This is a genomic window from Carnobacterium sp. FSL E2-0243 (assembly GCF_038003605.1).
Taxonomy (GTDB): Bacteria; Bacillota; Bacilli; order Lactobacillales; family Carnobacteriaceae; genus Carnobacterium; species Carnobacterium maltaromaticum.
In genome coordinates, this window is the sequence record NZ_JBBOPM010000001.1 from 1651229 (window position 1) to 1675102 (window position 23874).

Sequence of the window (23874 nt, forward strand, 5' to 3'; positions counted from 1 at the left end):
AAAGCATCCTTCTAAAAATAGAGGGATGCTTTTTTATAAATAAATAAATAAATGCTAGTTTCTAAAAGTAGTATTGCTAACTTTCCAATTTTCTAACTTGATTGATACCCAAAAGCCATAGATCCCAAACGTAATAATTGTTAATAATAGCCATTTAATCCAGTGACCAAACAAGCCAACAGCAGATCCATTAAATTGCAAGCGGCGTCCTTCGATAACAGAATGATTAATTTTCCAACCATAAACCATGGTAATTGCCCATGGTGCGCAAATGCCAAGTGTGAAAATTGTAATCAATGTACCTAAAATATTCCAACCAATTAATTCAAACAAACCACCATCAAAATAAGAATTTTCTCTATTTTTCATTTCCCGACTCCAATCTATGAATACTCTGAGAGAGTTCCATCTATAATTTTTACAACAAATTGTATTCTAGCATAGAATAAAGTCAGATGCGATAAAAAAATTAATTTTATTTTGTATGAAAAATAAATATTGTTTGTAATTTATTTATTGCTAAGCTTTTTACAAATGAACTAAAAAACTAAGTAGAAAATTTGGTCAAAGAAATCAACTAATTTTTATAACAGAAAAGCTTATTTTAAGGTATACTAGTAGATGGATAAATAAGTGGCATTTCGGGAGTTAGGAGGTGCAAGATGAATCCTTGGTTTGATTCAAAAAAAACAACAGAAGAAATCGCGCAAGAGTTATTAGGTATGCTAGTTGTAAAAGAAACCGATGCTGGAATTGTCTCTGGTTGGATTGTTGAAACAGAAGCGTATCTAGGTGAAATTGATCAAGCTGCACATAGTTACAAGTTGAAAAAAACACCACGATTGAATTCTATGTATCAAGAAGCAGGAACTATTTATATTTATAGTATGCACACACATCATATGTTAAATCTAGTTGTACAAGCTAAAGGTATACCAGAAGCTGTTTTAATTAGAGGGATAGAACCATTTGAAGGGCTCGCTATAATGGAAGAACGAAGAGCTCAAACCGGCTTCGCTGTTACGGACGGACCAGGCAAGTTAACTAAAGCAATGGGCATCGATAAAAGTGATGATGGAAGTTCGATGCTAGTACCACCTTTAACAATTTCACAAAAAGAGCGTCGGTATCCTCAAGAAGTTGAGCTTTCTAAACGAATTGGGATTCCAAATAAAGGTACATGGACAGAAGCTTTCTTACGTTATAGTGTTAAAGGAAATCCTTATGTTTCTAAATTAAAAGGAACGATAGAACCTGATTATGGATGGAAAAAATAAGAAAAGAGGGATTTTAATGGCAAAAGAAGAATTACTTGATTATATTAATGAAACATTTGAAGCAGCTAATTTTGAATTTGATTGGTTGGTACAATGGAATAAACGTCAGCATGGAATTGAAGTCTTTTTCACACTTTTTGTTGAAACGGATAGTTCAACTGTAATTGAAGATGTTGATGGAACAGTGGCAGAAAATGATATTATTGAATTTGAAGATGGAATTGTTTTTTACGATCCCTTGAAATCAAAACTAAATTTAGACGATTATTTAGTTGGAATCCCATTTGATAGTAAAAAAGGAATTGAAAAGGGTGTAATTGAAGCTGCTGCAAAATATTTACGCATTGTCGTGACTGAAGGACAAGCTGACCTATTAGATTTTGCAACGGATCCAACAATTGAAACCTTTGAAATGCATTGGAATGACAATGATTTTGCAGGAACAATTGCAACATTAAAAGAAACAGGACGTTATGAGGACACATTAATAGCTTATCCTAAATACTAGGCTAGTTTTTATGAGCTAGTCCTTCGAGAAAAAGATAAAAATTCGAGAGGACAAAAAACGTCCTATCAATTTTTCCTATTTTCTGTCGAAGTTAAACAGCTCAACAAACTTTTTATCAGGTTAGTTTTTATCATACAAGGAGGAAACAGAATGAAATGGACAGAAGTAAGTGTTTTAACCGCAAGTGAAGCCGTAGAGGCAATCTCAAATATACTAGTTGAGGCCGGAACAAGTGGTGTTTCAATTGAAGATATGTTTGATTTTGATCATACACCAGATGATGGATTTGGTGAAATTTGGGCTTTAGATAAAGAGGATTTTCCAGAAAATGGTGTTATTATTAAAGCTTATTTTCCAGAGACCGTTTTTTTACCAGAAATTTTACCAGGGATTAAACAACGAATTTTAGAATTGGAAACTTTTGGATTGGATATTGGAGCGAATCAGGTTGAAACAACGGAGGTCAGCGATACGAGTTGGGCAACAGCTTGGAAAAAATATTATCATCCACTACAAGTCACACGTTTTATGACTGTTGTACCTAGTTGGGAAGACTATACACCAAAGTTTAGCGATGAACGGATTATTCGCTTAGATCCAGGTTTGGCTTTTGGAACAGGAACGCATCCAACGACTCGTTTATCTATGCAAGCGTTGGAAACCAGTATTACTGGCGGAGAAACCTTGTTAGATGTCGGAACAGGTTCAGGTGTGTTAAGTATTGCCAGTAAAGCTTTAGGTGCAGGTGATGTTTTTGCCTACGATTTAGATGAAGTAGCTGTTCGAGCGGCGAAAGAAAATATGGCTTTAAATGACTACGCTAAAGATGTGCCTGTTAAAGCCAATGATTTATTAAAAGGTATCACAATCGAAGCGGATATTGTCATGGCTAATATTCTAGCTGAAATTATTCTTTTATTAATTGAAGATGCTTGGCGTGTTTTAAAACCAAACGGCTTATTTATTACTTCAGGTATTATTGATAGCAAACGTGATGAAGTCTTAGAACATTTAGTTGCACAAGGATTTGAAATTGAACAAATTTTACAAATGAAAGATTGGTTCGCGATTATTGCTAGAAAACCGGCGGAGGAAGAGTAAATGCAACGTTACTTTTTAAAGGAAATGATAGATGACTATCAAAATCAGCTGATTTCCATTGAAGGAGATCAATATCATCACATGGTTCGTGTGATGCGGATGAAAGTTGAAGATAAGGTTTTTTTAGTTTTACCCAACAGTCAGGCTTTTATTGCCGAAATTCAAACAATTGAAAATGATTATTTAGATTTAAAATGGATTGCGGATGAGCATCAAAATAAAGAATTACCTGTAGAAGTAACCATAGTTAGTGGGTTGCCTAAGGGCGATAAACTAGAATTAATTGTTCAAAAAGGAACAGAATTAGGTGCAAGTCATTTTATCCCATTTGCTGCTAAATTTTCGATTACAAAATGGGATGAAAAAAAAGGACTGAAAAAAATCCAACGTTTAGAAAAGATTGCACTTGAAGCAGCAGAACAAGCACAGCGTCATGTTGTTCCTACAGTCGAAGCTGTTCACTCACTGAGTCAGTTGATTGAAACGAGTCAGGTGTATGATAGATTATTAGTTGCTTATGAAGAAAGTGCTAAGGTTGGAGAGGACCAGAACTTTGCCAAAGTCTTGAAAAATCTGGAGACAGGTGAAAAAGTATTAGTTGTTTTTGGTCCAGAAGGCGGATTATCCGAAAAAGAAATTTCAAGTTTGACGGATGCGGGTTTTATTTGTTGTGCATTGGGACCACGGATTTTAAGAACTGAAACAGCACCTTTATATGTTTTATCTGCGTTATCTTATCAATTAGAATTAAATCAATCTAAATAAGTGAAACGGCTATGTCCTAAGAGCAAGAAGTAGGGTATAATGAAGATACTAAATAATTATGAGAAGGTAGGAAGAAAAAACATGAGTGAAAACTTAAATAAATACATTGACCATACGTTATTAAAACCAGAGGCAACGGAGGAACAAATTACTATTCTTTGCCAAGAAGCTGCAAAATACAATTTTATGTCAGTTTGTATTAATCCAACATGGGTTAGTAAAGCAGCTGCTTTATTAGCAGAATCAGATGTTAAAGTTTGTACAGTAATTGGTTTTCCATTAGGTGCAAACACGCCAGAAGTCAAAGCATATGAAGCGAATGATGCCATTAAAAACGGTGCAAATGAAGTGGATATGGTTATTAACATTGGTGCTTTAAAAGGCAAAGATGATGAATTAGTTGAGCGTGATATGCGTGGCGTTGTTGAAGCTGCTAAAAATCGTGCAGTTTCTAAAGTGATTATTGAAACAGCCTTGTTAACTGAAGAAGAGAAAATCAGAGCTTGTGAAATTGCTAAAAAAGTTGGAGCTGATTTTGTTAAAACATCAACAGGCTTTTCAACAGGTGGGGCAACAGTTGAAGATGTGAAATTAATGCGTGCAACAGTTGGACCAGAAATGGGAGTTAAGGCTAGTGGAGGCGTGCGTAGCTTAGAAGATGCTTTGGCATTTATTGAAGCTGGTGCAACTCGTTTAGGTGCTTCTAGTGGCGTTGCCATTATGGAAGGTCAAACAGCTAAAAACGATTATTAATCAGAAATGAAGCAATAGGCCTAGGGTGATTATTATCCTAGGCCTATTTTGAGATTAATTATATGTCAAGTAAAGTCCCTCAAGTCATTCAAATGTCATCTAACTGTTAACAGAACGTCATATTTAAAAAAAGTGATGTGTTATAATTTGGATGAGTTTAATACAAGAATGTAAAGGGGAACCCATAAAATGCGTTTTTTTTCCAATAAATTAACACTAGTCATAACCGTTGCTATCTTACTTAGCCCTATTTTTTTTCAAACGGATACTGCTTATGCGATAACAGATGCTGAAATTGTCGATGTACATACTCAAGTGAGTCAAATAGAAGCCAAAATCAAAGAACTAGACGAAGCCATGACGCAATCAGATGTGAGTATAGGTAAATTTAATAGCCAAATAAAGGCATTAGAAACAAAAATTAAAGAGCAAGAAATTAAAATAAAAGAAGGACTAGTTGCTGTAAAAAAATTTGAAAGTCAAAAAGATAATTTAAAACCTTTATTAGCAGAAAAAGGAGCTACTTGGTCAGATCAAAAACGTCTAACAGTAAATGATTCAACTCCTCCTGAAAAAGAAGAAATTCATTTTTCTGAAGAAGCTAAATTTCCAATGATTCAAGAGCAGATTAAGGTAACTACACAACAAAAAAAATTATTAGCAGCAGAATTAGTTCAAAAAAAGCTTGAGTTAAAACGTGCGAATCTAAAAAAAGAGTATGTTGTCTTAGAAGCTGCAGCGACTAAACCAGATTCTGGTATCGCTACTGAACAAATTGAAGCCGTTAAAAATTCCTATCAACAACAAAATGTGTTGTGGGATAAAAGAGCAACTCAAATTTCTCAAGATATAGCTGTATTTTCACAATCAGAAAGTACTGAACTACCATCTATTCAATTTGGCTTTGAAGCGCCAGTTAAAGATCCGATATCATCTACTTTTGGTTTACGATCTGGTTATGATACAAATGGTTTCCATAAAGGGCTTGATTTTGCCTCAGCTATTGGAACAGAAATCCATCCAGTGATGGCTGGTGAAGTCGTTGTCGCCCAAGAAGATGGACCTATGTACGAGGGATATGGAAATGTCGTTGTGATTCGACATGATAATGGAACATGGACGTTGTACGCTCATCAGTCTGAACTCCTTGTAAAAGTTGGTGATCGAGTAGAAACAAAAACGGTGATTGGAAAAGTTGGTCAAACAGGTCAATCAGATGGACCGCATTTACATTTAGAAGTCCGGACTAGTCCAGAAGGTGGAGTTGGACATGTAGTCGATCCAGCCCCTTTAATTGATAATTTAAATTTAGGTCAAGAAGGTTAATAAAAGAAAAGTAGTCCAAAATAATAGAACGGTTAAAACGCAATCTAATTATTTAATTAGTTTTAAATAGTTAGATTGTGTTTTTTTAGAACATTTAAATGAACGGATAAATAACTGGACTGAATGTCAAAAAAGGTTTGCTCTTTGAGACGTAGTTTTTCCAGCTGCTTTTACCTATTAAAGCTATTCAATAGAAAATAATAAAGATGAATTAACCAAAATTAAAATATTTTTATTTTTGTATCAATACTTCCTACATTTATTTTTGAATTGATATAATATAAAAAAGAAAGGAGAGAAATAGTTTGTCGAATAAAATTTCAAAACAAGAAGAAGTTTATATTCGCCTATTCAATAAATCAGAAGATTATATTGAACAGCATCTTAATGAAGCCATTTTACTATCAAATTTAGCCAACTATTCTAATTTTTCTGACTATCATTTTCATAGAATATTTAAAAAATATTCTAATATAACCTTAAAAAAATTTATTACTCGATTTAAGTTAGAGCGAGCTGCTATTTTTATGTCTGTTAATCGATCCTTATCATTAACAATTATTGCTTCAAAATATGGTTATAACGATTCTAGTTCTTTTAGTAGAGCATTTAAGCGTCATTTCGGGTGTAGCCCTTCTATTTATCGAAGAGAGCAAGAAATGACAAGAAATATTAAAAATAATATGACATAATTGGCCTATATTAGGAAATGGAGGCTATAAAAATGATTAAACCAATTAGCATTACTACAGAAATTTTAGAACATCAAAAGATTATTTATGTTCGTTTTAGAGGAAGTTACACGGAATTTAGGAAAAATAGTCGTAAACTATTTAAAGAATTATTTGACTTTGCTACTACAAATAATTTAATCATTCCAGATATCACAAAAATTTTAACAATTTATGATGATAATCCATACATTACACAAGAGAAAGACTTGCGGACAAGTGTTGCTATGACGATTTCAAATAGTATTAACGTTATTGAGAAGGGAAACATTTGTGTTTCTAGTATTTCGGGTAAATTTGGTGTAGGTCATTTTGAACTATCTGCAAAAGAATATGAAGAAGCTTGGCAATATATGTATCAAGAATGGCTATTTAAAGAAGAAGGCAAAGCAAGAGATGCAGTACCTTTTGAATTATATGTAACAGAACCACCAAAAAGTTTAAAAGATAAAAGTTATACTGATATCTATATTCCCATCATTTAACTCAAGGGTATAAAAGTAAAAAGCAAAATTATTTGAAAATAGTGTAGATACAATGTAAATCAATAAAAATCCCCAATCTTTTTAAGTTATTTTTAAATTAAATGAAGAAAACCTAATGATTCACGACTTTTCTGTTTGAATTAAAAGGCGAGAGAAGTTATAATTAATTTAAAGTGTATGAAGAAACAGCACTCGATGACGGGTGCTGTTTTTTATAAAGTCAGATTGATGTCATAAGATGCAATCTCAATTTAGCCTAGCGAGAACAGTTATCGCTAAGGACACGCCAATAAATTAATGAAAAGAGGGTGACCTTATGCCAAAAAATAAAAATTATTCTGCTGGAGAAGTAATCGCTTTAACTTCAACTTATATGAACAGTGAACATGTAGCATTTGTAAAAAAAGCTTGCGAATACGCGACCAAGGCACATGAGGGTCAATTTAGAAAATCTGGTGAAGAATATATTATTCACCCTATCCAAGTGGCAGCAATTTTAGCTGAATTAAAAATGGATCCAGCAACTGTTGCAACTGGATTTTTGCATGATGTTGTCGAAGATACCGAGATGACTCTTGAAGATATCGCTAAAGAATTTTCACCTGAGGTAGCAATGCTTGTTGATGGCGTGACAAAATTAGGGAAAATTAAATATAAATCTCATGAAGAACAGCAAGCTGAAAATCATCGGAAGATGTTATTAGCTATGGCGCAAGATTTACGGGTTATTATGGTTAAGTTAGCGGACCGTTTGCATAATTTAAGAACATTAAAACATCATCGTGCGGATAAACAGCGCCGTATTGCCAATGAAACTTTAGAAATTTATGCACCGTTAGCTCATAGATTAGGGATTAGTCGAATTAAATGGGAATTGGAAGATACTTCATTACGTTATTTAAATCCGCAACAGTATTACCGGATTGTTCATTTAATGAATTCAAAACGTGAAGAGCGTGAAGCTTATATTGCAGATTCGATTGATAAAATTCAAGAATCCGTTGATGAATTAAAATTAAAAGCAGAGATTTATGGTCGCCCAAAACATATTTACTCGATTTATCGTAAAATGAAAGACCAGAAAAAACAATTTAATGAAATTTATGATTTATTAGCGATTCGGGTTATGGTGGATTCAATTAAAGATTGTTATGCTGTTTTAGGTGCAATCCATACCAGATGGAAACCAATGCCAGGGCGTTTTAAAGACTATATCGCGATGCCTAAAGCTAACATGTATCAATCAATTCATACAACAGTGATCGGGCCAAGAGGCAACCCCGTTGAGGTTCAAATTCGTACATTTGAAATGCATGAAGTCGCTGAGTTTGGGGTGGCCGCACATTGGGCATACAAAGAGGGTATCACGAAGAAAATTGAAAATGATGCTGTAGGGACGAAATTAAGCTGGTTTAGAGATATTATTGAGTTACAAGATGAGGCTAATGATGCTAGTGACTTTATGGAAAGTGTTAAAGAGGACATTTTTAAAGATAAAGTGTATGTCTTTACTCCTAAAGGGGACGTGAGTGAATTACCTTCAGGCGCTGGTCCCTTAGATTTTGCTTTTAATATCCATACAGAAATTGGCAATAAAACCATTGGTGCTAAAGTAAACGGGAAAATTGTGCCTCTCAATTATAAATTGAAAAATGGGGATATTGTTGATGTGATGACATCGCCAAATTCATTTGGACCAAGTCGTGACTGGATTAATCTTGTTTCTACAAGTAAAGCTAAAAATAAGATTAAGCGTTTCTTCAAACTACAAGATCGTGATGTAAATATTGAAAAAGGCAAAGATATGATTGAAAAACAATTAATTGAGATGCAATTTGCACCAAAAGATTTTTTAACCAAACAACATATCAAAGAACTACTAGAACGCTTTAATTTTACTAATGAGGATGATTTATATGCGGCAGTCGGCTATGGAGAATTAACAGCGTTGATTATTGCAAATCGCTTGACGGAAAAAGAACGTCGTGAACGTGATAAAGAAAAAGAGAATCAATCACTTGATACAATCGAAAAGAAAAATGATAAAAAACCAGAAAAAATGAAAGTTCGTCATGAAGGCGGAATTGTCATTCAGGGAGTCGATAATCTTTTAGTGCGTATTAGTCGTTGCTGTAGTCCAGTACCTGGTGATAAAATCGTTGGGTATATCACAAAAGGGCGTGGAATATCGATTCATCGTGAAGACTGTCCAAATATTAAAGGCGCAGATGATACAGAAAATCGTTTAATTGAAGTTGAGTGGGAAGATGCGGCATCAAAAGGGCAAGATTATGACGCTGAACTTCAAGTTGAAGGGTATAATCGCACGGGTCTTTTAAATGAAGTTTTACAAGTAGTGAACAGCATGACCCGTAATTTAACTAGTGTAAATGGCAAAGTAGATAACAATAAAATGGCAACAATTACTTTAACTGTCGGGATTCAAAATCTGAATCAGTTAGAAAAAATTGTTGATAAAATTAAAACAATTCCAGATGTTTATAGCGTACGCAGAATAACATCTTAATAAAAAACAGATGATGCTAGTCATCGTCTGTTTTTTTCTGGGAAGAGAAAGGAATGGATAAATTTGAAAGTAGTTGTTCAAAGGAGTTTAGCAGCATCCGTAAAAATTAACGAGAAAATAGTCGGTGAAATTGACAAGGGTTTTGTATTATTGGTTGGTGTAACAGAAACAGATTCTGAAGTTGATGTTGATTATTTAGTCGGGAAAATTAGCAAAATGCGTGTCTTTGAAGACGATGCAGGAAAAATGAATCTTTCCATTGAACAAATCGGTGGGAAAATTCTCTCTATTTCTCAGTTTACCTTATATGCAGATACTAAAAAAGGAAACCGACCAAGCTTTATAAAAGCGGCGGGAGCAGAACAAGCGACAGCTTTATACGATTCCTTAAACAACAAGTTACGGAAAAGTGGTTTAATTGTAGAAACCGGTGAGTTTGGTGCAGATATGGCCGTTTCTTTAGTAAATGATGGTCCAGTTACCATCATTTTGGATAGTCAAAATAAATAAAAAAACCCCCAGTTTAAAACAGTTCGAACTGTTTTAAACTGGGAATTTTTATTTATTAAAGTAATTTGTCAAGGCATCGACAATGTGGTTTGACATTGTTTGTTGATAGGATTTTGTTGTAATTAACGCACTATCCGTATCGTTGTTAACATAGCCCATTTCTAACAATAGAGCAGGTTGAGCATTTTCACGAGTGACTTGATGATCACCGAAGCGGTACCCATTATTTGGTAAAGGTCCTTTGCTAAGCCCATTATTAACGGCTTTAGCTAAGGCTTTATTGCTATCACTGTAGTAATAAGTTGTGGTTCCACTACCTTCATTTGGATTCGGAGTTGAATCATAATGAATACTGATGAAAACATCTGCTTTTGCTTGATTACTGATATAAGCTCGATCGCGAAGTCCAACATCTGTGTCAGTTGTTCGAGTTAAAATAACATTGGCTCCAGATTGTCTTAGACGATCTGCTAAAATTTCAGCTGTACTTAATGTGATTTCACTTTCGTAGTAATTTGACCCTTCAGCTCCTGGATCACTGCCTCCATGACCTGGATCAATGACAATCGTTGCTTCCGAAAGGGAAGAGATTTGTGCAGTAGGAGCGGCTTCTGCAGTTGCTGATAAATCAACTAACCAGTTTGCTACATATCCTTCTGTTCCATCACTCGCTTTAACATGATACCAATCGCCTTCTGTGCCAATGTAACTAAAACTTTGGCCTTGAGAAGCTGTCAGCACCACTTTACTATCCGTAGAAGGGCTAGTTCGAATGCGCGTACCTTCTGTTCGAATGCTAATTGTTTGAACATCAGCGTTTGAATTGTCTTTTGTAGCCACGGTTTGAGGCGCCTCTTGAACAGCAGCAGCTTTCACTTCAATAAAATTAGAATTAACCCAAGCAACTTGTTGATTGTATTGAACTTGAGTCCAACCATTTTCTTGGAAAAGTACTGTTAATTCTGTCCCTTTAACGACAGAACCAATGATTTCAGCTTGTTCATTACTTTCACTACGAACATTAATTTTCTCACCTGTAATTGTTCCGACGGTATTTGTTGCTGCACTAATTTCGGTATTATTTACTAACCAACTGGCAACCCAACCAATCCGATCATTACTTAAGCGAACTTTATACCATTCATTTTTTTCTTCTAGAACATTGACTGTGTCTCCTGCACCAACTTGACTCATAACATCGTAAGACAGTCCAGGTCCAGTTCGAACATTCACTACAGCAGCATCAACCTTGATCGTACTAAAATTAGCCAAAGCAACTGTTGCAAAGATGGTTAAACTGAGTAAGACGATAAAGAAAAGTAAAAAATATTTTTTATGTTGTTGAGGTATGTTTTTTGATTTCATCACCGAGTTCACTACTTTCTATTAGCCAAATAAACCGAGTTTGTATAAAAATTGGTTTCATAGTTGATTATAGCAATAAATTGTTCTATTTAGCAATTATAGAATCATAAAAACCACTAAAAATTTAAATTTTTCACATTATTTTATCGATTTTCTATGAATATAGGATGTAAAGAAGCCTTTTAACAAAAAATATAAAAGTTATTTTATCAAATGGATTTAAAGATAAAAGCACTACTATATTTCAATCTAAATCGCAGATTAAAAAGGTGGAAAATAATTATAGTATCTTTTATTATTATGAACAATCTAAAACAACCGGTCATTTATTTGATTTTTCTCATTTAATATCTTGACTTTAGGCGTTATTTCTTGTAATCTAGTACTTAATCTAATAGAAATATCCGATGAAAGAGCGAGTAAATAATGGATAATGTGTAGATAGAGAGAATTAGCGTGGCTGAAACTAATTCCCATTTGTATTATTGAAAGACACTCTGGAGGACTAGCAATACAAAGTTGCTACGTTACGAGCGTTAATCGTTGAGGAAAGCATGAAGCTTTCAAAAAAAGGTGGTACCACGGTCTATTCATATGCACTCGTCCTTATTCTTACAAAGAATAGGGACGAGTTTTTTTATTTTTAAAAAGAAAGTTGACCATTGAAAAGCAAGAGTAATGAACAAAAATAGATTGAAAAGGAGCGTGTCTGAAAATGGCATTTCAAAAACCAAAAGGAACCGTGGATATTCTTCCAGGTGTTTCAAAAAAATGGCAGTATGTGGAAGAAATTTCAAGAATGGTGATGGGGGATTATCAATTCCATGAAATGAGAACCCCAATTTTCGAAAGTTATGAGTTGTTTTCTAGAGGAGTAGGAGAAACAAGTGATATTGTTTCAAAAGAAATGTATGACTTTATGGATAAAGGTGATCGTCGATTAGCTTTAAGACCAGAAGGAACAGCCGCAATTGTGCGTGCATATGTTGAAAATAAATTATTTGGACCTGAGCATAGCAACCCTTATAAAGTCTATTATATGGGACCTATGTTTCGTTATGAACGCCCACAAGGTGGAAGACAACGTCAATTCCACCAGTTAGGTGTTGAAGTTTTTGGTAGCAATAATCCAGCGACGGATGTTGAAACAATGGCTTTAGCAATGGATCTTTTTCACCAATTTGGTTTAAAAGAATTTAAATTAGTGATTAATTCGTTAGGTGATAAAACGAGCCGTGATGCCTATCGTGCCGCTTTAATTGCGTACCTTGAACCACATTTTGATGAACTAAGTCATGATTCGCAAGTTCGTTTACACAAAAATCCATTACGTGTTTTAGACAGCAAAGATAAAAAAGATAATGAAATTGTAAAAAATGCGCCTTCTATTTTAGATTTCTTAAATGAAGAGTCTAGTAAACACTTTGAAACAGTGAAAACAATGTTAGAAGCGTTAGAGATTCCATTTGAAATAGATCATAAAATGGTCCGCGGACTAGATTACTATAATCACACTATTTTTGAAATAATGAGTGATGCAGATGGTTTTGGTTCATTAACAACCCTATGTGCAGGTGGTCGTTACAATGGATTGGTGGAAGAAATCGGTGGACCAGAAACACCTGGTTTTGGTTTCGGAATGGGATTAGAAAGATTAATGATTGCACTTGACTCTGAAAACGTTGAAATTCCTGAATTGAATGAATTAGATGTCTATGTTGTTGGTTTAGGAGATGAAACCAATATTGAAACATTGAAACTAGTTCAAAACATTCGAGAATTCGGTTTTTCTGCTGAACGAGATTATCTAAATCGTAAAGCAAAAGCGCAGTTCAAAACAGCAGCTAAATTAAATGCTAAAGTTGTACTAACAGTTGGTGAATCAGAATTAGAAAACCAAGTAGTTAACTTTAAAGTAATGAAAACTGGTAAACAAGAAACGGTTTCAATGAAAGAAATCTATCAAAATTTTGATAAAGTCTTTAATTTGCAAACAACAGATATGACAGCATTTAATGACTTTTTCAACAAGGAAGACTAAGAATTAATTAGACTAGGAGTGAAGAAATAGATGGCAAAACGGACTATATATGCAGGGCAAGTATCAGAAGAATTAGTTGGACAAGAAATTACTTTAAAAGGATGGGTACAAAAGAGAAGAAATCATGGAGATCTAATTTTTATTGATCTACGTGATCGTGAAGGACTCGTGCAAATTGTGTTTAATCCAACTTTTTCAAAAGAGGCACTAGAAATTGCTGAAAAAGTTAGAAGTGAATACGTAATTGAAGTAACTGGTAAAGTTGTTAAACGCGAGGCGGATGCAATCAATCCAAATCTTGCTACAGGAGCAGTCGAACTTGAAGCAACAAAATTAACCGTTCTAAATAAAGCCAAGACAACCCCATTTTATATTGAAGATGGCGTTAGTGTTTCAGATGAAAAACGTTTGGAATATCGCTATTTAGATTTACGTCGTCCTGAAATGGCTAAAAGCATTATTATGCGTCACGGAATTACAAAATCAATTCGTGATTATTTAGACCATGATGGTTTTATTGATATTGAAACACCTTATATGACAAAATCAACACCTGAAGGAGCTAGAGATTATCTAGTCCCATCTCGTGTTCATCCAGGTCATTTTTATGCTTTGCCACAATCGCCACAGTTATTTAAACAATTACTGATGGGTGCTGGATTCGATCGTTATTACCAAATCGTTCGTTGTTTCCGTGATGAAGATTTACGTGGTGATCGTCAACCTGAGTTTACTCAAATTGATATCGAAACGAGCTTTTTAGAAGCGGAAGAAATTCAAGATTTAACAGAAGGTTTACTGAAAAAAGTGATGGAAGATGTTAAAGGCGTTAAGATAGATTTGCCATTACCTCGTATGGACTATGATGAAGCGATTAGTCGTTATGGTAGCGACAAGCCAGATGTTCGTTTTGGTTTAGAACTTGTTCAACTTAGTGAAGCAATGAAAGACTCAAGTTTCAAAGTATTTAGTGGAGCAATTGCTACCGGTGGAGAAGTTAAAGGAATTAACGTTAAAGGTGCTGCAACAAAATTCACTCGTAAAGAAATCGATGAATTAGGTACATTTGCAAGTGTTTATGGCGCTAAAGGTTTGGCGTGGTTAAAAGTAGAAGAAACAGGACTTACTGGACCAATTGCGCGTTTCTTTACAGAAGATAGCGAGACAATTATTCAGGCAATGGATGCAGAAGCAGGTGATTTATTATTATTTGTCGCTGATAAGAAATCTGTCGTTGCAGATACTTTAGGAGCGCTTCGTTTGAAATTAGGTAAAGAGTTGGATTTAATTGATGAATCACAATTTGCTTTCCTATGGGTTGTAAACTGGCCATTGCTTGAATTTGATGAAGAAAATAATCGTTATACTTCAGCTCACCATCCATTTACTATGCCGAAAGAGTCAGATATTGAGTTGTTGACAACAGATCCAAGTAAAGTTTATGCAGAAGCCTATGATATTGTTTTAAATGGGTATGAATTAGGTGGTGGATCATTACGTATCCATTCTCGTGATATTCAAGAAAAAATGTTCACAGCATTAGGTTTTACTAAAAAAGCTGCAGAGGAACAATTTGGTTTCTTGCTAGAAGCTTTAGATTATGGATTTCCACCACATGGCGGAATCGCATTAGGTTTAGATCGTCTAGCAATGCTTTTAGCAGGAAAAGAAAATATTCGTGAAGTCATTGCTTTTCCTAAAAATGGAAAAGCAGTTGATCCGCTGACTGCTGCACCAAGTATTGTTAGCCCAGCCCAACTGGATGAGTTATCAATTAAGACAACTCGTATTGAAGCAGAAGAAGAAACAGAATAAATTAGGTAAAAGCAGGGTAGATTGAGCAGTTAAATCAGGATTTCAAACTCTTGATTTAACTGCTCTTTATTATTTATTTTTTATGTCCCAAATAGATTACTAAAAAAATAAAGCATTAATTGGATACAGCTTGCAATATCAGTTGTTTTTTGCCAAAATAGAGATGGGTTGAATGAATAAAAATGGAACAAGAGGAGGAGATACAAAATGAATAAAAAGAGATGGACAGCAATTGGAATCGCTGTAGGGTTGTTTCTGTTATCCTTTGCTTCGACTTATATGATGGGCGTTGTAAAAAAAGAAAAAGATCAAACGGATTCTTTAACAGGAACCTACCAGTCCTTATTTGGCGAAGATCAAGTTTCTAAAACGATTATTGAAGACGGTTCGACCGATAAACAAATTGCTGTTTTAACTGTTGATGGAACGATTGTATCCGGAGGCACTTCAGGACTTTTTGGTAGTGCGGGTTACGATCATGCTGCTTTTATGCAGCAATTACAATGGATTGAAGAAGATAAAGCAGTAAAAGGAATCGTTTTAGTGGTGAATTCACCAGGTGGTGGTACCTTTGAAAGTGCTCAAATAAAAGATAAACTAGTTGAAATTAAAAATAAAACGAAGAAGCCTTTGTATGTTTCGATGCAAAATATGGCTGCTAGTGGTGGCTACTATATCTCCGCCAACGCAGATAAAATTTTTGCAACCGAAGAAACCATGACTGGCTCAATTGGTGTAATTATGTCTGGCTTAAATTATAGCGGGCTTTATGACAAATTAGGTATTAGTGATACCACAATCAAAAGTGGCGAATATAAAGATATTATGTCACAATCAAGACCAGTAACAGATGGCGATAAAGCCATTTTACAAACCATGATTGATGATTCCTATGCTCGTTTTGTAAATGTTATTGTAGAAGGACGAGAAATGGATGAGGCTCGTGTTCGAGAATTGGCAGATGGGCGTATTTACGATGGTGCTCAAGCTAAAAGTGTGGGTTTAGTTGATGAAATTGGCTATAAAGAAGATGCGATTAACGCATTGAAAAAGGATTTTAATTTAAAAAATGCACAAGTTTTTGAATATCAAGCAGCTAGTTTTCCCTTGAGTAGTCTACTATTCTCTAAAGCCAGTAGTGCACTTGCACCAGAAAAAAACACTGTTTCAGAGCTGAATCGCTTAATTGAAAAATTCGGAACCGTAGAATCACCTAAAATGATGTATTTGTACGGAGGTGAATGAGATGGATAGAGAATTTTTAAATAAAAAAATTGACTCCGAAGAAGAAAAAAAATCTTCAACTAGACAATTTAGTAAAGAGGAATTTCAAGCAGAGATGGTGAAAGAAGAATTAAGTAGTAAAGAGCCTTCTTTTGAAACACAGGGCATAAAATTATCAAGTAACATACCTACTAGTCAAGAAAAATTAAGTTCGCCAAGTGCAGAGGAAAAAGAGTCCCCTCTTGAAAATACCCTCAGCACGAGAGAAATAAGAAGGCAATATTGGCAAGAGAAGCAAGTGAAAGAAGATTTAGAAAATCGCCCGTTCCATCGCTATCCTGATTATTTTTATGGAGGTTTATGGTTGAGATTGTTTGCCTACCTTGTTGATTTAATCGTTATTCAAAGTATTGGTCGAATCGCCGTTAATAATATGTTTACAGCATTCAATTTGCCGAAGGATACTGCAAGTTTTAGCTACTATACATTAGCTCATTTGGCTGTTTATTTACTTTATTTTATTCTAATGACAAAATTTACCAATGGACAAACTGTTGGGAAAATGATTTTTGGATTGCGAGTAGTCTGTTTTAAAGAGCAAAATTTAAGTTGGAGCACAGTTCTTGTTCGTGAAGGATTCTGTCGCTATTTTTTAAATCTAAGTGTTCTAAGAGCGCTATATTTAGTATTGCTCTTTACACCTCAAAAACAACATGTCGGGGATTTGCTTTCCGATACCTCAGTTGTGTCTGAGAATTTATTGAAAGCCAGCCAACTAGATCCTGTTTAACTTAAAAAGGTCCTTCTAAGTGCAGAAGGACCTTTTTTCGTATAGCTAATACTTTAGCAAGTTTTGTGCATGAATCATTTCTAATAATTTCATCCGTCCAGGGTGTTTTAAATCCATACTTTTAGTCGCTTGATTTGTAAAACTATCAATGCGAGTATTTGCATTTCTTAAATCATAGTACTCTGTTACAACTGAATCGTAGTCTGCTAAAGCTTCCTGAGGTTCACTTTGAACCTTGTAAGTATTTTCATGATAAATATGAGCCATTGGCAAACGTGGTTTTAATTGTGGTTCTTGGTCAGGATAGCCAACAGCTAAACCAACGACAGGGAACGTTTGAGTAGGTAATTCTAAAATTTCAATAACTTTTTCTGCATTGTTCAAAAGGCTTCCTAAGAATACACCCCCAAGTCCGAGACTTTCTGCAGCTAATAAAGTTGTTTGAGCAGCTAAACTAGCATCTGTAAAACCTACTAAGAAACGATCAGTGGACTCTAAAACAGTCGTATCTTTTTCATTTTTTTCAGCAATTTGTTTATTGCGGTTTAAATCAGCAACAAAAACGAAAAGATGACCTGCTTCAGCAATGTAAGGTTGATTGCCAACTTCGGCTAGTTGTTGTTTTTTTATAGGATCTGTGACACCAATAATAGAATAAGATTGCATAAAACTACTAGTTGATGTATGTTGAGCTGCTGTTACTAGAAGTTCAACTTGCTCCTTACTTAAAGGAGTTTCTTTAAATTTTCGAATACTTTTATGTTTGATAATTGTTTCAATAACTGGATTCATAGTTCATTCCTCACTTCATTATATTCTACTCTTTATTGTAACGTTAATTTATCATTTTGCAATAAATTATTTGTACTTTTAGACAATTTCACATACAATAGAGGAGATACTGCTAAAGAGAGAAAGAGGAGATAAATAATGGTTTTAATAGGAAGTCATGTTTCGATGAGTGGAAAAAAAATGTTGCTTGGTGCGGCTGAAGAAGCAGCGAGCTACAATGCTGATACATTTATGATTTATACAGGTGCTCCTCAAAATACACGTCGAAAAGCAATTGAAGAGATGAATATTCCAGCTGGCGAAGCGTTTATGAAAGAACACAAACTATCAAATATTGTTGTTCATGCCCCTTATATTATCAATTTAGGTAATACAATTAAACCAGAAAATTTTGGTTTTGCTACTCAATTTTTACGAGAAGAAATTGTTCGTTCTGAGGCTTTGGGAGCTAAACAGATAACTATGCATCCAGGTGCTCATGTTGGAGCAGGAGCAGATGCTGCAATTGCTCAAATTGTTAAAGGATTAAATGAAGTTCTAACGAAAGATCAAACGGCTCAAATTGCTCTTGAAACAATGGCTGGAAAAGGTACTGAGATTGGCCGTACTTTTGAAGAATTAGCTAAAATCATTGAAGGAGTAACACTAAATGAGAAATTATCTGTAACATTGGATACTTGTCATATCAATGATGCAGGCTACAATGTCCGAGAAGATTTTGATGGTGTATTGGAAGAGTTTGACCGAATTATTGGATTAGACCGTTTGAAAGTTATCCATGTTAATGATTCTAAAAATCCACAAGGTAGCCACAAAGATCGCCATGCAAATATTGGATTTGGAACAATTGGGTTTGAAGCCTTAAATAAAGTTGTTCATCATCCGAAATTATCAGATCTAGCTAAGATATTAGAAACGCCTTATGTTGGGGAAGACAAGAAAGATAAAAAGGCACCATACGGCTATGAAATAAAAATGTTTAGAGAACAGAAATTTAATCCTAATTTGATTGAAGATATTTTAAATCAAGTTGGATTTGAATAAGATTATTATTGAACACCTGATTAAGTGATTGAAGACTTAATCAGGTGTTTTCTTGCTTGATTAAAACGAATTCATTGGTTTAATAGAACTAAATGTGGCATAATATAATTATATATATTATGTTAAGGTGGGATGAGAAATGAAGAAAAAGTTGGTTGGATTAGTTGTATTGTTGTTGGCTTTAGGTTCATTTGACATGTTGGCACTAGCTGATGGTAGTTATGAAATAACGAGTTACGATGTCAATGTTGATTTACAAAAAGACGGTAGTGGAGAATTCAAAGAAGAAATAACCTATGATTTTGATGGGTCGTTTAATGGAGTATTTTATAATCTAGATCGAACAGGTATTAAAGATGTAACAAACATTGAAGTAACTGTTAAAGGGAAAGATGGGCAAGAATCAGCTCCTTTTACTCAAAATGATTCAGAAAAAGTTGGGACATATCAGCTAACAGAAGAGAATAACTTTTTGAAATTTAAAGTTTTTCAAAAAGCGAATGATGAACAAAAAACAGTCGTTTATCGATACAAAATTCCAGAAGTAGTAACTAATTATACGGATACAGCAGAGTTTAATGGACGATTAATTGGTGCGGGTTGGGAAGATCCAATTGATAATATTATCATTCATATCAATTTACCCCAAGCAGCTGAAAAAGGCACTTTACGAGCATGGGCTCATGGCGATTTAAGTGGGAAAATTGCTGTGATAAAGGATAAAAAAGTTCAACTTGAGGTTCCAAATAATCCAAGCAATACCTTTGTTGAAGCTCGAGTCATTTTTCCAACGGCTGTGACTCCAGATAATCCAAATGTTAAAAATGAAAAGCGCTTAGCTAAAATTATGGCTGAAGAAAAAGAAATGGCTGAGGCAGCTAATAGAAAAAGACAAACAATTATGTGGATTTTTATTATTATAGCTGTGATTTCAGTTGTGGTGGCAGTTGTTGGCTCTATTTGGGGTAGAAAAATAGCTCAAAAAAATAAATTCAAAGACCTTTTTGTTCCAGAACATTTATATGAATTGCCAGAAGATATGACGCCGGCAGTTATGTACAGTGCTACGAAGAATAAAGCGCCAAGGACTACTGAGATTACAGCGACTTTAATGGATTTAGTTCGAAAAAAACAAGTTACGATTGATGAGATTGAGATTGGTAAGTCGAAAAAAGGAAAAACAACATTTTTGTTAAAAAAAGTGTCTAATCCACCAGAGTTAACTTTACTGAGTCATGAGAAATATTTAATGAAATGGTTGTTTGACCAAGTTGGAAATGGCGAAGCAGTCACTTTGAAAATGATTGAAGACTATGGAAAGAAAGAACAAAAGAAGGCGAAAAAATTTACTGATTCATATAAAAAATGGCAAGATAAAGTCAAATTAGCTGCAGATGAGAAAGGGTATATTTCAAAGACTAATACAAAAGCACTGACTTTTATTAGTGTTTATAGTATTTTCTTATTTATTTTATTAATTGTGACCTTAATTCTGATGGGTACGCTAAATGCTTTTTATCCACTTATAATGATTCTGCTTTTTGTAGTTTCAGTTATAAATGCAGTACAATGGATTGGTTTTTTCCCTGTCCGCACACTAGAAGGAGAAACAGCCGTTCGTCAATGGCAAGCCTTCTCTGATATGTTACGCGATGTTAGCAATCTAAAAATGGCTGATGTTGGTTCATTAATTATTTGGGATCACTTTTTGGTTTATGCTATCTCATTAGGTGTTTCGACAGAAGTAATCAAAGCTTTGGCACTTCAATTTCCTGCTGAAGCATTAGACTCAATGACGATTGGCCATTATTATCTTTACGGAGCAATGTTCCATTCTAATTTTGGATCAAGTGTTAATTCTGGTTTTGAAACTAGCTTTAATAATGCAATGGGCAATGCAGTCTCAAATGCAAGTAGCGCTAGCGGTACTGGCGGAGGCTTTAGTGGTGGTTCATCAGGAGGTTTTGGTGGCGGATCAGGCGGCGGAGCCTTTTAGAAAAAAGCAGTGTATATCCTTTTAATTAAGGATGTACACTGCTTTTTAATTAGCCAAAATCTACTCTTTCATTGCAAGCTTAATTGAGATAGCTAATTGCTGATTTTGCAAACGAGCATCGATTTCGCCACCCATTTGTATGACAAGTTCTTTCACGATTGTTAATCCTAAACCGGTATTTTGACCACTACGCATGCGGTCGGCTGTATAAAAGCGATTGAAAATTTGTTTCACATCTTCTGGAGATAAATTAGGTGCATGATTTTTGAATGTTAATAAGACAGTTTGTTTTTCAGGTTGTTCTTCTAATGAAAGGCAGACGCTAGAAGCATTATGTTTTAACATATTTTGTAAAAGATTATTAAAAACGCGACGTAAGGCTTCTTTATCCCCCATACCCCAAACAGGATGCTCTGGAATCGTAATTGTTGGAATCGTTTGTTTTTGAATGAAATCTTCATAGTAGCTAGCTAAAATCTCTTGGATAATACTTGTTAAATCAACAGGTTCCTTAACAACGACTAGAATTTTAGATTCGATGCGTGATAGTTCAAAAAATTGCTCAATAAGATAATTTAAATTGATTGTTTTACTTTTTACTACCGCTAAGTAGCGTTTATTTTCTGCTGGAGTAATAGTGTCTTTTTCTGCTAATTTTAAATACCCTAAAATCGAGGTTAAGGGAGTTCGTAAATCGTGAGACATATTAGTCATTGCTTGTCGTAACAAAAGAAATTCTTCATCGATTAAGAGACGAGTTTGTTGCTCTTTTTCTAATTGAAGATTAATTTGTTTTACTAACTTTTTGATTTCTTTTTGACCGGAGCTAATTCGAAGTCGTTCATTTGTCGAACGTTTAGTAATTGTTTTTAAATTCGTAGTCATTGTTTTAAGCTGCTGATTAATAAAAAAACGAAAAGATACAGATCCAACTAAAATACCTAAAACAAAAATAAACAAATATGTCATAATAAGTCCTTTCAATTCATTTTATTTAATAATTAAAAATTATTTTTCTAGATTGTAATTTTTAAATCCTATCCAACCTAATGTTAAGAAGACCAGACTATACAAAGAAAAAATAATTAAATTTAAAGCATATCGGTCGAGAGAATGATTTTCCCAACTACCTATTTTTCCAATACTAGAAAGAATTTTGAAGCGATCAATCATTGGAACCGCATCTGGGAAAAATTTTGCTAGCTTCATTTGAATTGGAATCAAAATAAGTGAACCACCAAAAATAATTCCATAGATTTTAAGTTTGCTTTTAAGTAGATATACAAAACCAAAGCAAACGGCATAAATAGCAAAAAATAAAGGTAGTTGCATCAAAACAACTTGTACAGTTCGTGAAAAGTAATCAAAAAAAGAATCCGTAATATTAAATAATAAGCAGTTAATAATTAAAGAAGAAAAGTGATAGAAGCTAGTGATAATAGTTATGGCTAATAAACCGAAAAAATATTTTCCTAAATAGATTTGTTTCCTGGAGATGCCAAAGGAGAGATTATTTTTGTGAATACGAGAGTTGAAATCTTCCACCAAAAAGTTAATACTAACAAAAATAACTAAAAGGACTACCCAAAAAGTATTCCCACCAGTCACTTTAAGAAAAGTTGGAGCATTAGCTTCTTGCACTTCGCGCCTAATCGTTTCACCTTCCTGGATAGTTTCTATGTCAAGTGGCTCTTCTGTATTACTAACGGCAATCGAATCTAGCAGTAGAGGAATATAATAATAAGTTGCAATACTTGTTATTGAAATAACCAAGAGTGTAGCAAAAAGTCCAATCCATTTTTTGCCTCTAGTGTACCGATAAAAATCAGCTTTAATTAATAGCCACATCACAGGCCATCCTTTCGTTGTTGTTCTTTTAATAAGTGCGTGAAATATTGTTCCAATGTTGGTTTGATTTCATAAATTTCTTTAATATAAAGTTGTTCATTAAAAAAGAATAAGCTCAATTCTTCAACAGATATTTTATCTGAGCGAACAACAATGACATTATGCGGCAAAACTTCAAAATCATCTGAATCAACCATCGTTTCTAACAAGACGATGGTTTTCTCAATATCAGATGGAATAATTTTAATTTTTGGGCTAAGCTTTTCAGCTAAAGTTTGTTGATCTAATTCTTCAATCAAGGCGCCATTATGAATAAAACCATATTTAGTCGCAATCGTTTCTAATTCTGATAGCAAATGACTCGCAATTAGAAAAGTTACTTGATATTTTTGATTTAATTCCAAGATTAAGTTTCTTAAAGTTGTAATGGAAGAAGCATCCAGTCCATTTGTTGGTTCATCTAAGATAATCAAATCGGCTGGATGTATAAATACATAGGCAAGCCCTAAGCGTTGTTTCATACCTAAAGAAAAAGAGCGAGCTTTTTTCTTATCACAAGGATCTAATCCCATTTTTAATAATGTTTTATCAATCAATTCTGTTTCTACGATTCCGTGTTGTGAACAAAAATAAGTCAAATTTTCTTTTGCAGTTAGCTTAGGGAAATAGGCTGGTTCACCAACAAGAACGGCCATACGTTTCATTTCTCGTCTTTTTTTGACTTTTTCGTGTACGCCAAAAAGTTCTATTTCTCCAGAATCGGGTTCAATAAGGGCAGAAAGCATCTCAAGTGTAGTTGTTTTACCAGCCCCATTTTTCCCAACAAATCCGTAGATATCGCCTTTATTGATTCGTAAAGAAACCTGTTTTACAACGGCTTCTTTTTTAAAATATTTACTTAAATTATAAGTCACTAAGACAGGTTCCAGCATAAAAGTTCTCCTTTGCATAAAAAGTTTGTTGAGCCGGTTAGGCC

Annotated in this window: 22 protein-coding genes and 1 other annotated feature; of the genes, 16 read left to right on the forward strand and 6 right to left on the reverse strand. The window is 34.2% G+C overall.

Translation table 11 applies throughout. The features are described from left to right. Positions 1–54 precede the first annotated feature (54 nt). Positions 55–369, reverse strand: coding sequence for a DUF898 family protein (locus MHI00_RS07710; protein WP_010053870.1), 315 nt, complete (start codon positions 367–369; stop codon positions 55–57). Positions 370–662: 293 nt separating this feature from the next. Between MHI00_RS07710 and MHI00_RS07715 the strand changes: the two genes are divergently transcribed. From MHI00_RS07715 to dtd, 10 genes are all read left to right on the forward strand, one after another. Further along, positions 663–1277, forward strand: a complete 615-nt coding sequence (locus MHI00_RS07715; RefSeq protein ID WP_010053872.1) for a DNA-3-methyladenine glycosylase — start codon at positions 663–665, stop codon at positions 1275–1277. 16 nt (positions 1278–1293) lie between these two features. Further along, positions 1294–1785, forward strand: coding sequence for a DUF3013 family protein (locus tag MHI00_RS07720; protein WP_015076475.1), 492 nt, complete (start codon positions 1294–1296; stop codon positions 1783–1785). A gap of 150 nt (positions 1786–1935) precedes the next feature. Beyond that, positions 1936–2886 (forward strand): 50S ribosomal protein L11 methyltransferase, encoded by a 951-nt coding sequence (gene prmA / locus MHI00_RS07725; protein ID WP_010053875.1) that lies wholly within the window; start codon positions 1936–1938, stop codon positions 2884–2886. Continuing rightward, a complete protein-coding gene (locus MHI00_RS07730; RefSeq protein ID WP_341112432.1) occupies positions 2887–3651 on the forward strand; it encodes a 16S rRNA (uracil(1498)-N(3))-methyltransferase in 765 nt (254 codons plus the stop codon). An 81-nt stretch (positions 3652–3732) separates the two neighbouring features. Further along, the gene (gene deoC / locus MHI00_RS07735) at positions 3733–4404 is read left to right on the forward strand and encodes a deoxyribose-phosphate aldolase (protein WP_010053882.1); all 672 of its coding nucleotides are present in this window, start codon (positions 3733–3735) and stop codon (positions 4402–4404) included. Between the two features lie 189 nt (positions 4405–4593). Then, positions 4594–5730 carry a M23 family metallopeptidase gene (locus MHI00_RS07740; protein ID WP_187958700.1) on the forward strand — a complete coding sequence of 379 codons (1137 nt, stop codon included), beginning with the start codon at positions 4594–4596 and terminating at the stop codon, positions 5728–5730. A 305-nt stretch (positions 5731–6035) separates the two neighbouring features. Next, entirely contained in the window at positions 6036–6422 is a 387-nt protein-coding gene (locus MHI00_RS07745) for a helix-turn-helix transcriptional regulator (RefSeq protein ID WP_010053885.1), read from the forward strand. A 32-nt stretch (positions 6423–6454) separates the two neighbouring features. Next, a complete protein-coding gene (locus MHI00_RS07750) occupies positions 6455–6946 on the forward strand; it encodes an AraC family transcriptional regulator (RefSeq protein WP_010053886.1) in 492 nt (163 codons plus the stop codon). A 316-nt stretch (positions 6947–7262) separates the two neighbouring features. Next, positions 7263–9473, forward strand: a complete 2211-nt coding sequence (locus tag MHI00_RS07755) for a RelA/SpoT family protein (protein ID WP_010053887.1) — start codon at positions 7263–7265, stop codon at positions 9471–9473. A 63-nt stretch (positions 9474–9536) separates the two neighbouring features. Next, entirely contained in the window at positions 9537–9983 is a 447-nt protein-coding gene (gene dtd, locus MHI00_RS07760) for a D-aminoacyl-tRNA deacylase (protein ID WP_010053889.1), read from the forward strand. Positions 9984–10031: 48 nt separating this feature from the next. Here dtd and MHI00_RS07765 read toward each other — a convergent pair whose 3' ends face one another. Further along, positions 10032–11348 carry an N-acetylmuramoyl-L-alanine amidase gene (locus tag MHI00_RS07765; protein ID WP_010053890.1) on the reverse strand — a complete coding sequence of 439 codons (1317 nt, stop codon included), beginning with the start codon at positions 11346–11348 and terminating at the stop codon, positions 10032–10034. A 398-nt stretch (positions 11349–11746) separates the two neighbouring features. Next, positions 11747–11959, forward strand: a binding site (T-box leader). Positions 11960–12063: 104 nt separating this feature from the next. Between MHI00_RS07765 and hisS the strand changes: the two genes are divergently transcribed. The 4 genes from hisS (at position 12064) to MHI00_RS07785 (ending at position 17218) form a co-directional block, all read left to right on the forward strand. Further along, positions 12064–13389: a histidine--tRNA ligase gene (gene hisS / locus MHI00_RS07770; RefSeq protein WP_056998848.1), complete on the forward strand. Its 1326-nt coding sequence runs from the start codon at positions 12064–12066 to the stop codon at positions 13387–13389. Positions 13390–13419: 30 nt separating this feature from the next. After that, positions 13420–15204 carry an aspartate--tRNA ligase gene (gene aspS / locus MHI00_RS07775; protein WP_341112444.1) on the forward strand — a complete coding sequence of 595 codons (1785 nt, stop codon included), beginning with the start codon at positions 13420–13422 and terminating at the stop codon, positions 15202–15204. 207 nt (positions 15205–15411) lie between these two features. Further along, positions 15412–16449 (forward strand): signal peptide peptidase SppA, encoded by a 1038-nt coding sequence (gene sppA / locus MHI00_RS07780; RefSeq protein ID WP_035063819.1) that lies wholly within the window; start codon positions 15412–15414, stop codon positions 16447–16449. 1 nt (position 16450) lies between these two features. After that, a complete protein-coding gene (locus tag MHI00_RS07785; protein WP_201734406.1) occupies positions 16451–17218 on the forward strand; it encodes an RDD family protein in 768 nt (255 codons plus the stop codon). Positions 17219–17263: 45 nt separating this feature from the next. Here the strand turns inward: MHI00_RS07785 and nfsA are convergent, their stop codons facing one another. Further along, on the reverse strand, positions 17264–18010 hold the full coding sequence (nfsA, locus tag MHI00_RS07790) for an oxygen-insensitive NADPH nitroreductase (protein ID WP_010053896.1): 747 nt from the start codon (positions 18008–18010) through the stop codon (positions 17264–17266). 138 nt (positions 18011–18148) lie between these two features. Here nfsA and MHI00_RS07795 point away from each other — a divergent pair, with 138 nt between their 5' ends. Further along, on the forward strand, positions 18149–19054 hold the full coding sequence (locus MHI00_RS07795) for a deoxyribonuclease IV (RefSeq protein ID WP_010053898.1): 906 nt from the start codon (positions 18149–18151) through the stop codon (positions 19052–19054). Between the two features lie 139 nt (positions 19055–19193). Continuing rightward, a complete protein-coding gene (locus MHI00_RS07800) occupies positions 19194–21050 on the forward strand; it encodes a DUF2207 domain-containing protein (protein WP_341112447.1) in 1857 nt (618 codons plus the stop codon). A gap of 60 nt (positions 21051–21110) precedes the next feature. Here the strand turns inward: MHI00_RS07800 and MHI00_RS07805 are convergent, their stop codons facing one another. The 3 genes from MHI00_RS07805 to MHI00_RS07815 are packed head-to-tail and all read right to left on the reverse strand — an operon-like array spanning position 21111 to position 23830. Continuing rightward, positions 21111–22019: a sensor histidine kinase gene (locus tag MHI00_RS07805; RefSeq protein WP_010053901.1), complete on the reverse strand. Its 909-nt coding sequence runs from the start codon at positions 22017–22019 to the stop codon at positions 21111–21113. 39 nt (positions 22020–22058) lie between these two features. Further along, positions 22059–22898 carry an ABC transporter permease gene (locus MHI00_RS07810; protein ID WP_010053902.1) on the reverse strand — a complete coding sequence of 280 codons (840 nt, stop codon included), beginning with the start codon at positions 22896–22898 and terminating at the stop codon, positions 22059–22061. After that, the gene (locus MHI00_RS07815; RefSeq protein WP_015076460.1) at positions 22898–23830 is read right to left on the reverse strand and encodes an ATP-binding cassette domain-containing protein; all 933 of its coding nucleotides are present in this window, start codon (positions 23828–23830) and stop codon (positions 22898–22900) included. The genes MHI00_RS07810 and MHI00_RS07815 overlap by 1 nt, the downstream gene beginning before the upstream one ends. Positions 23831–23874 lie beyond the last annotated feature (44 nt).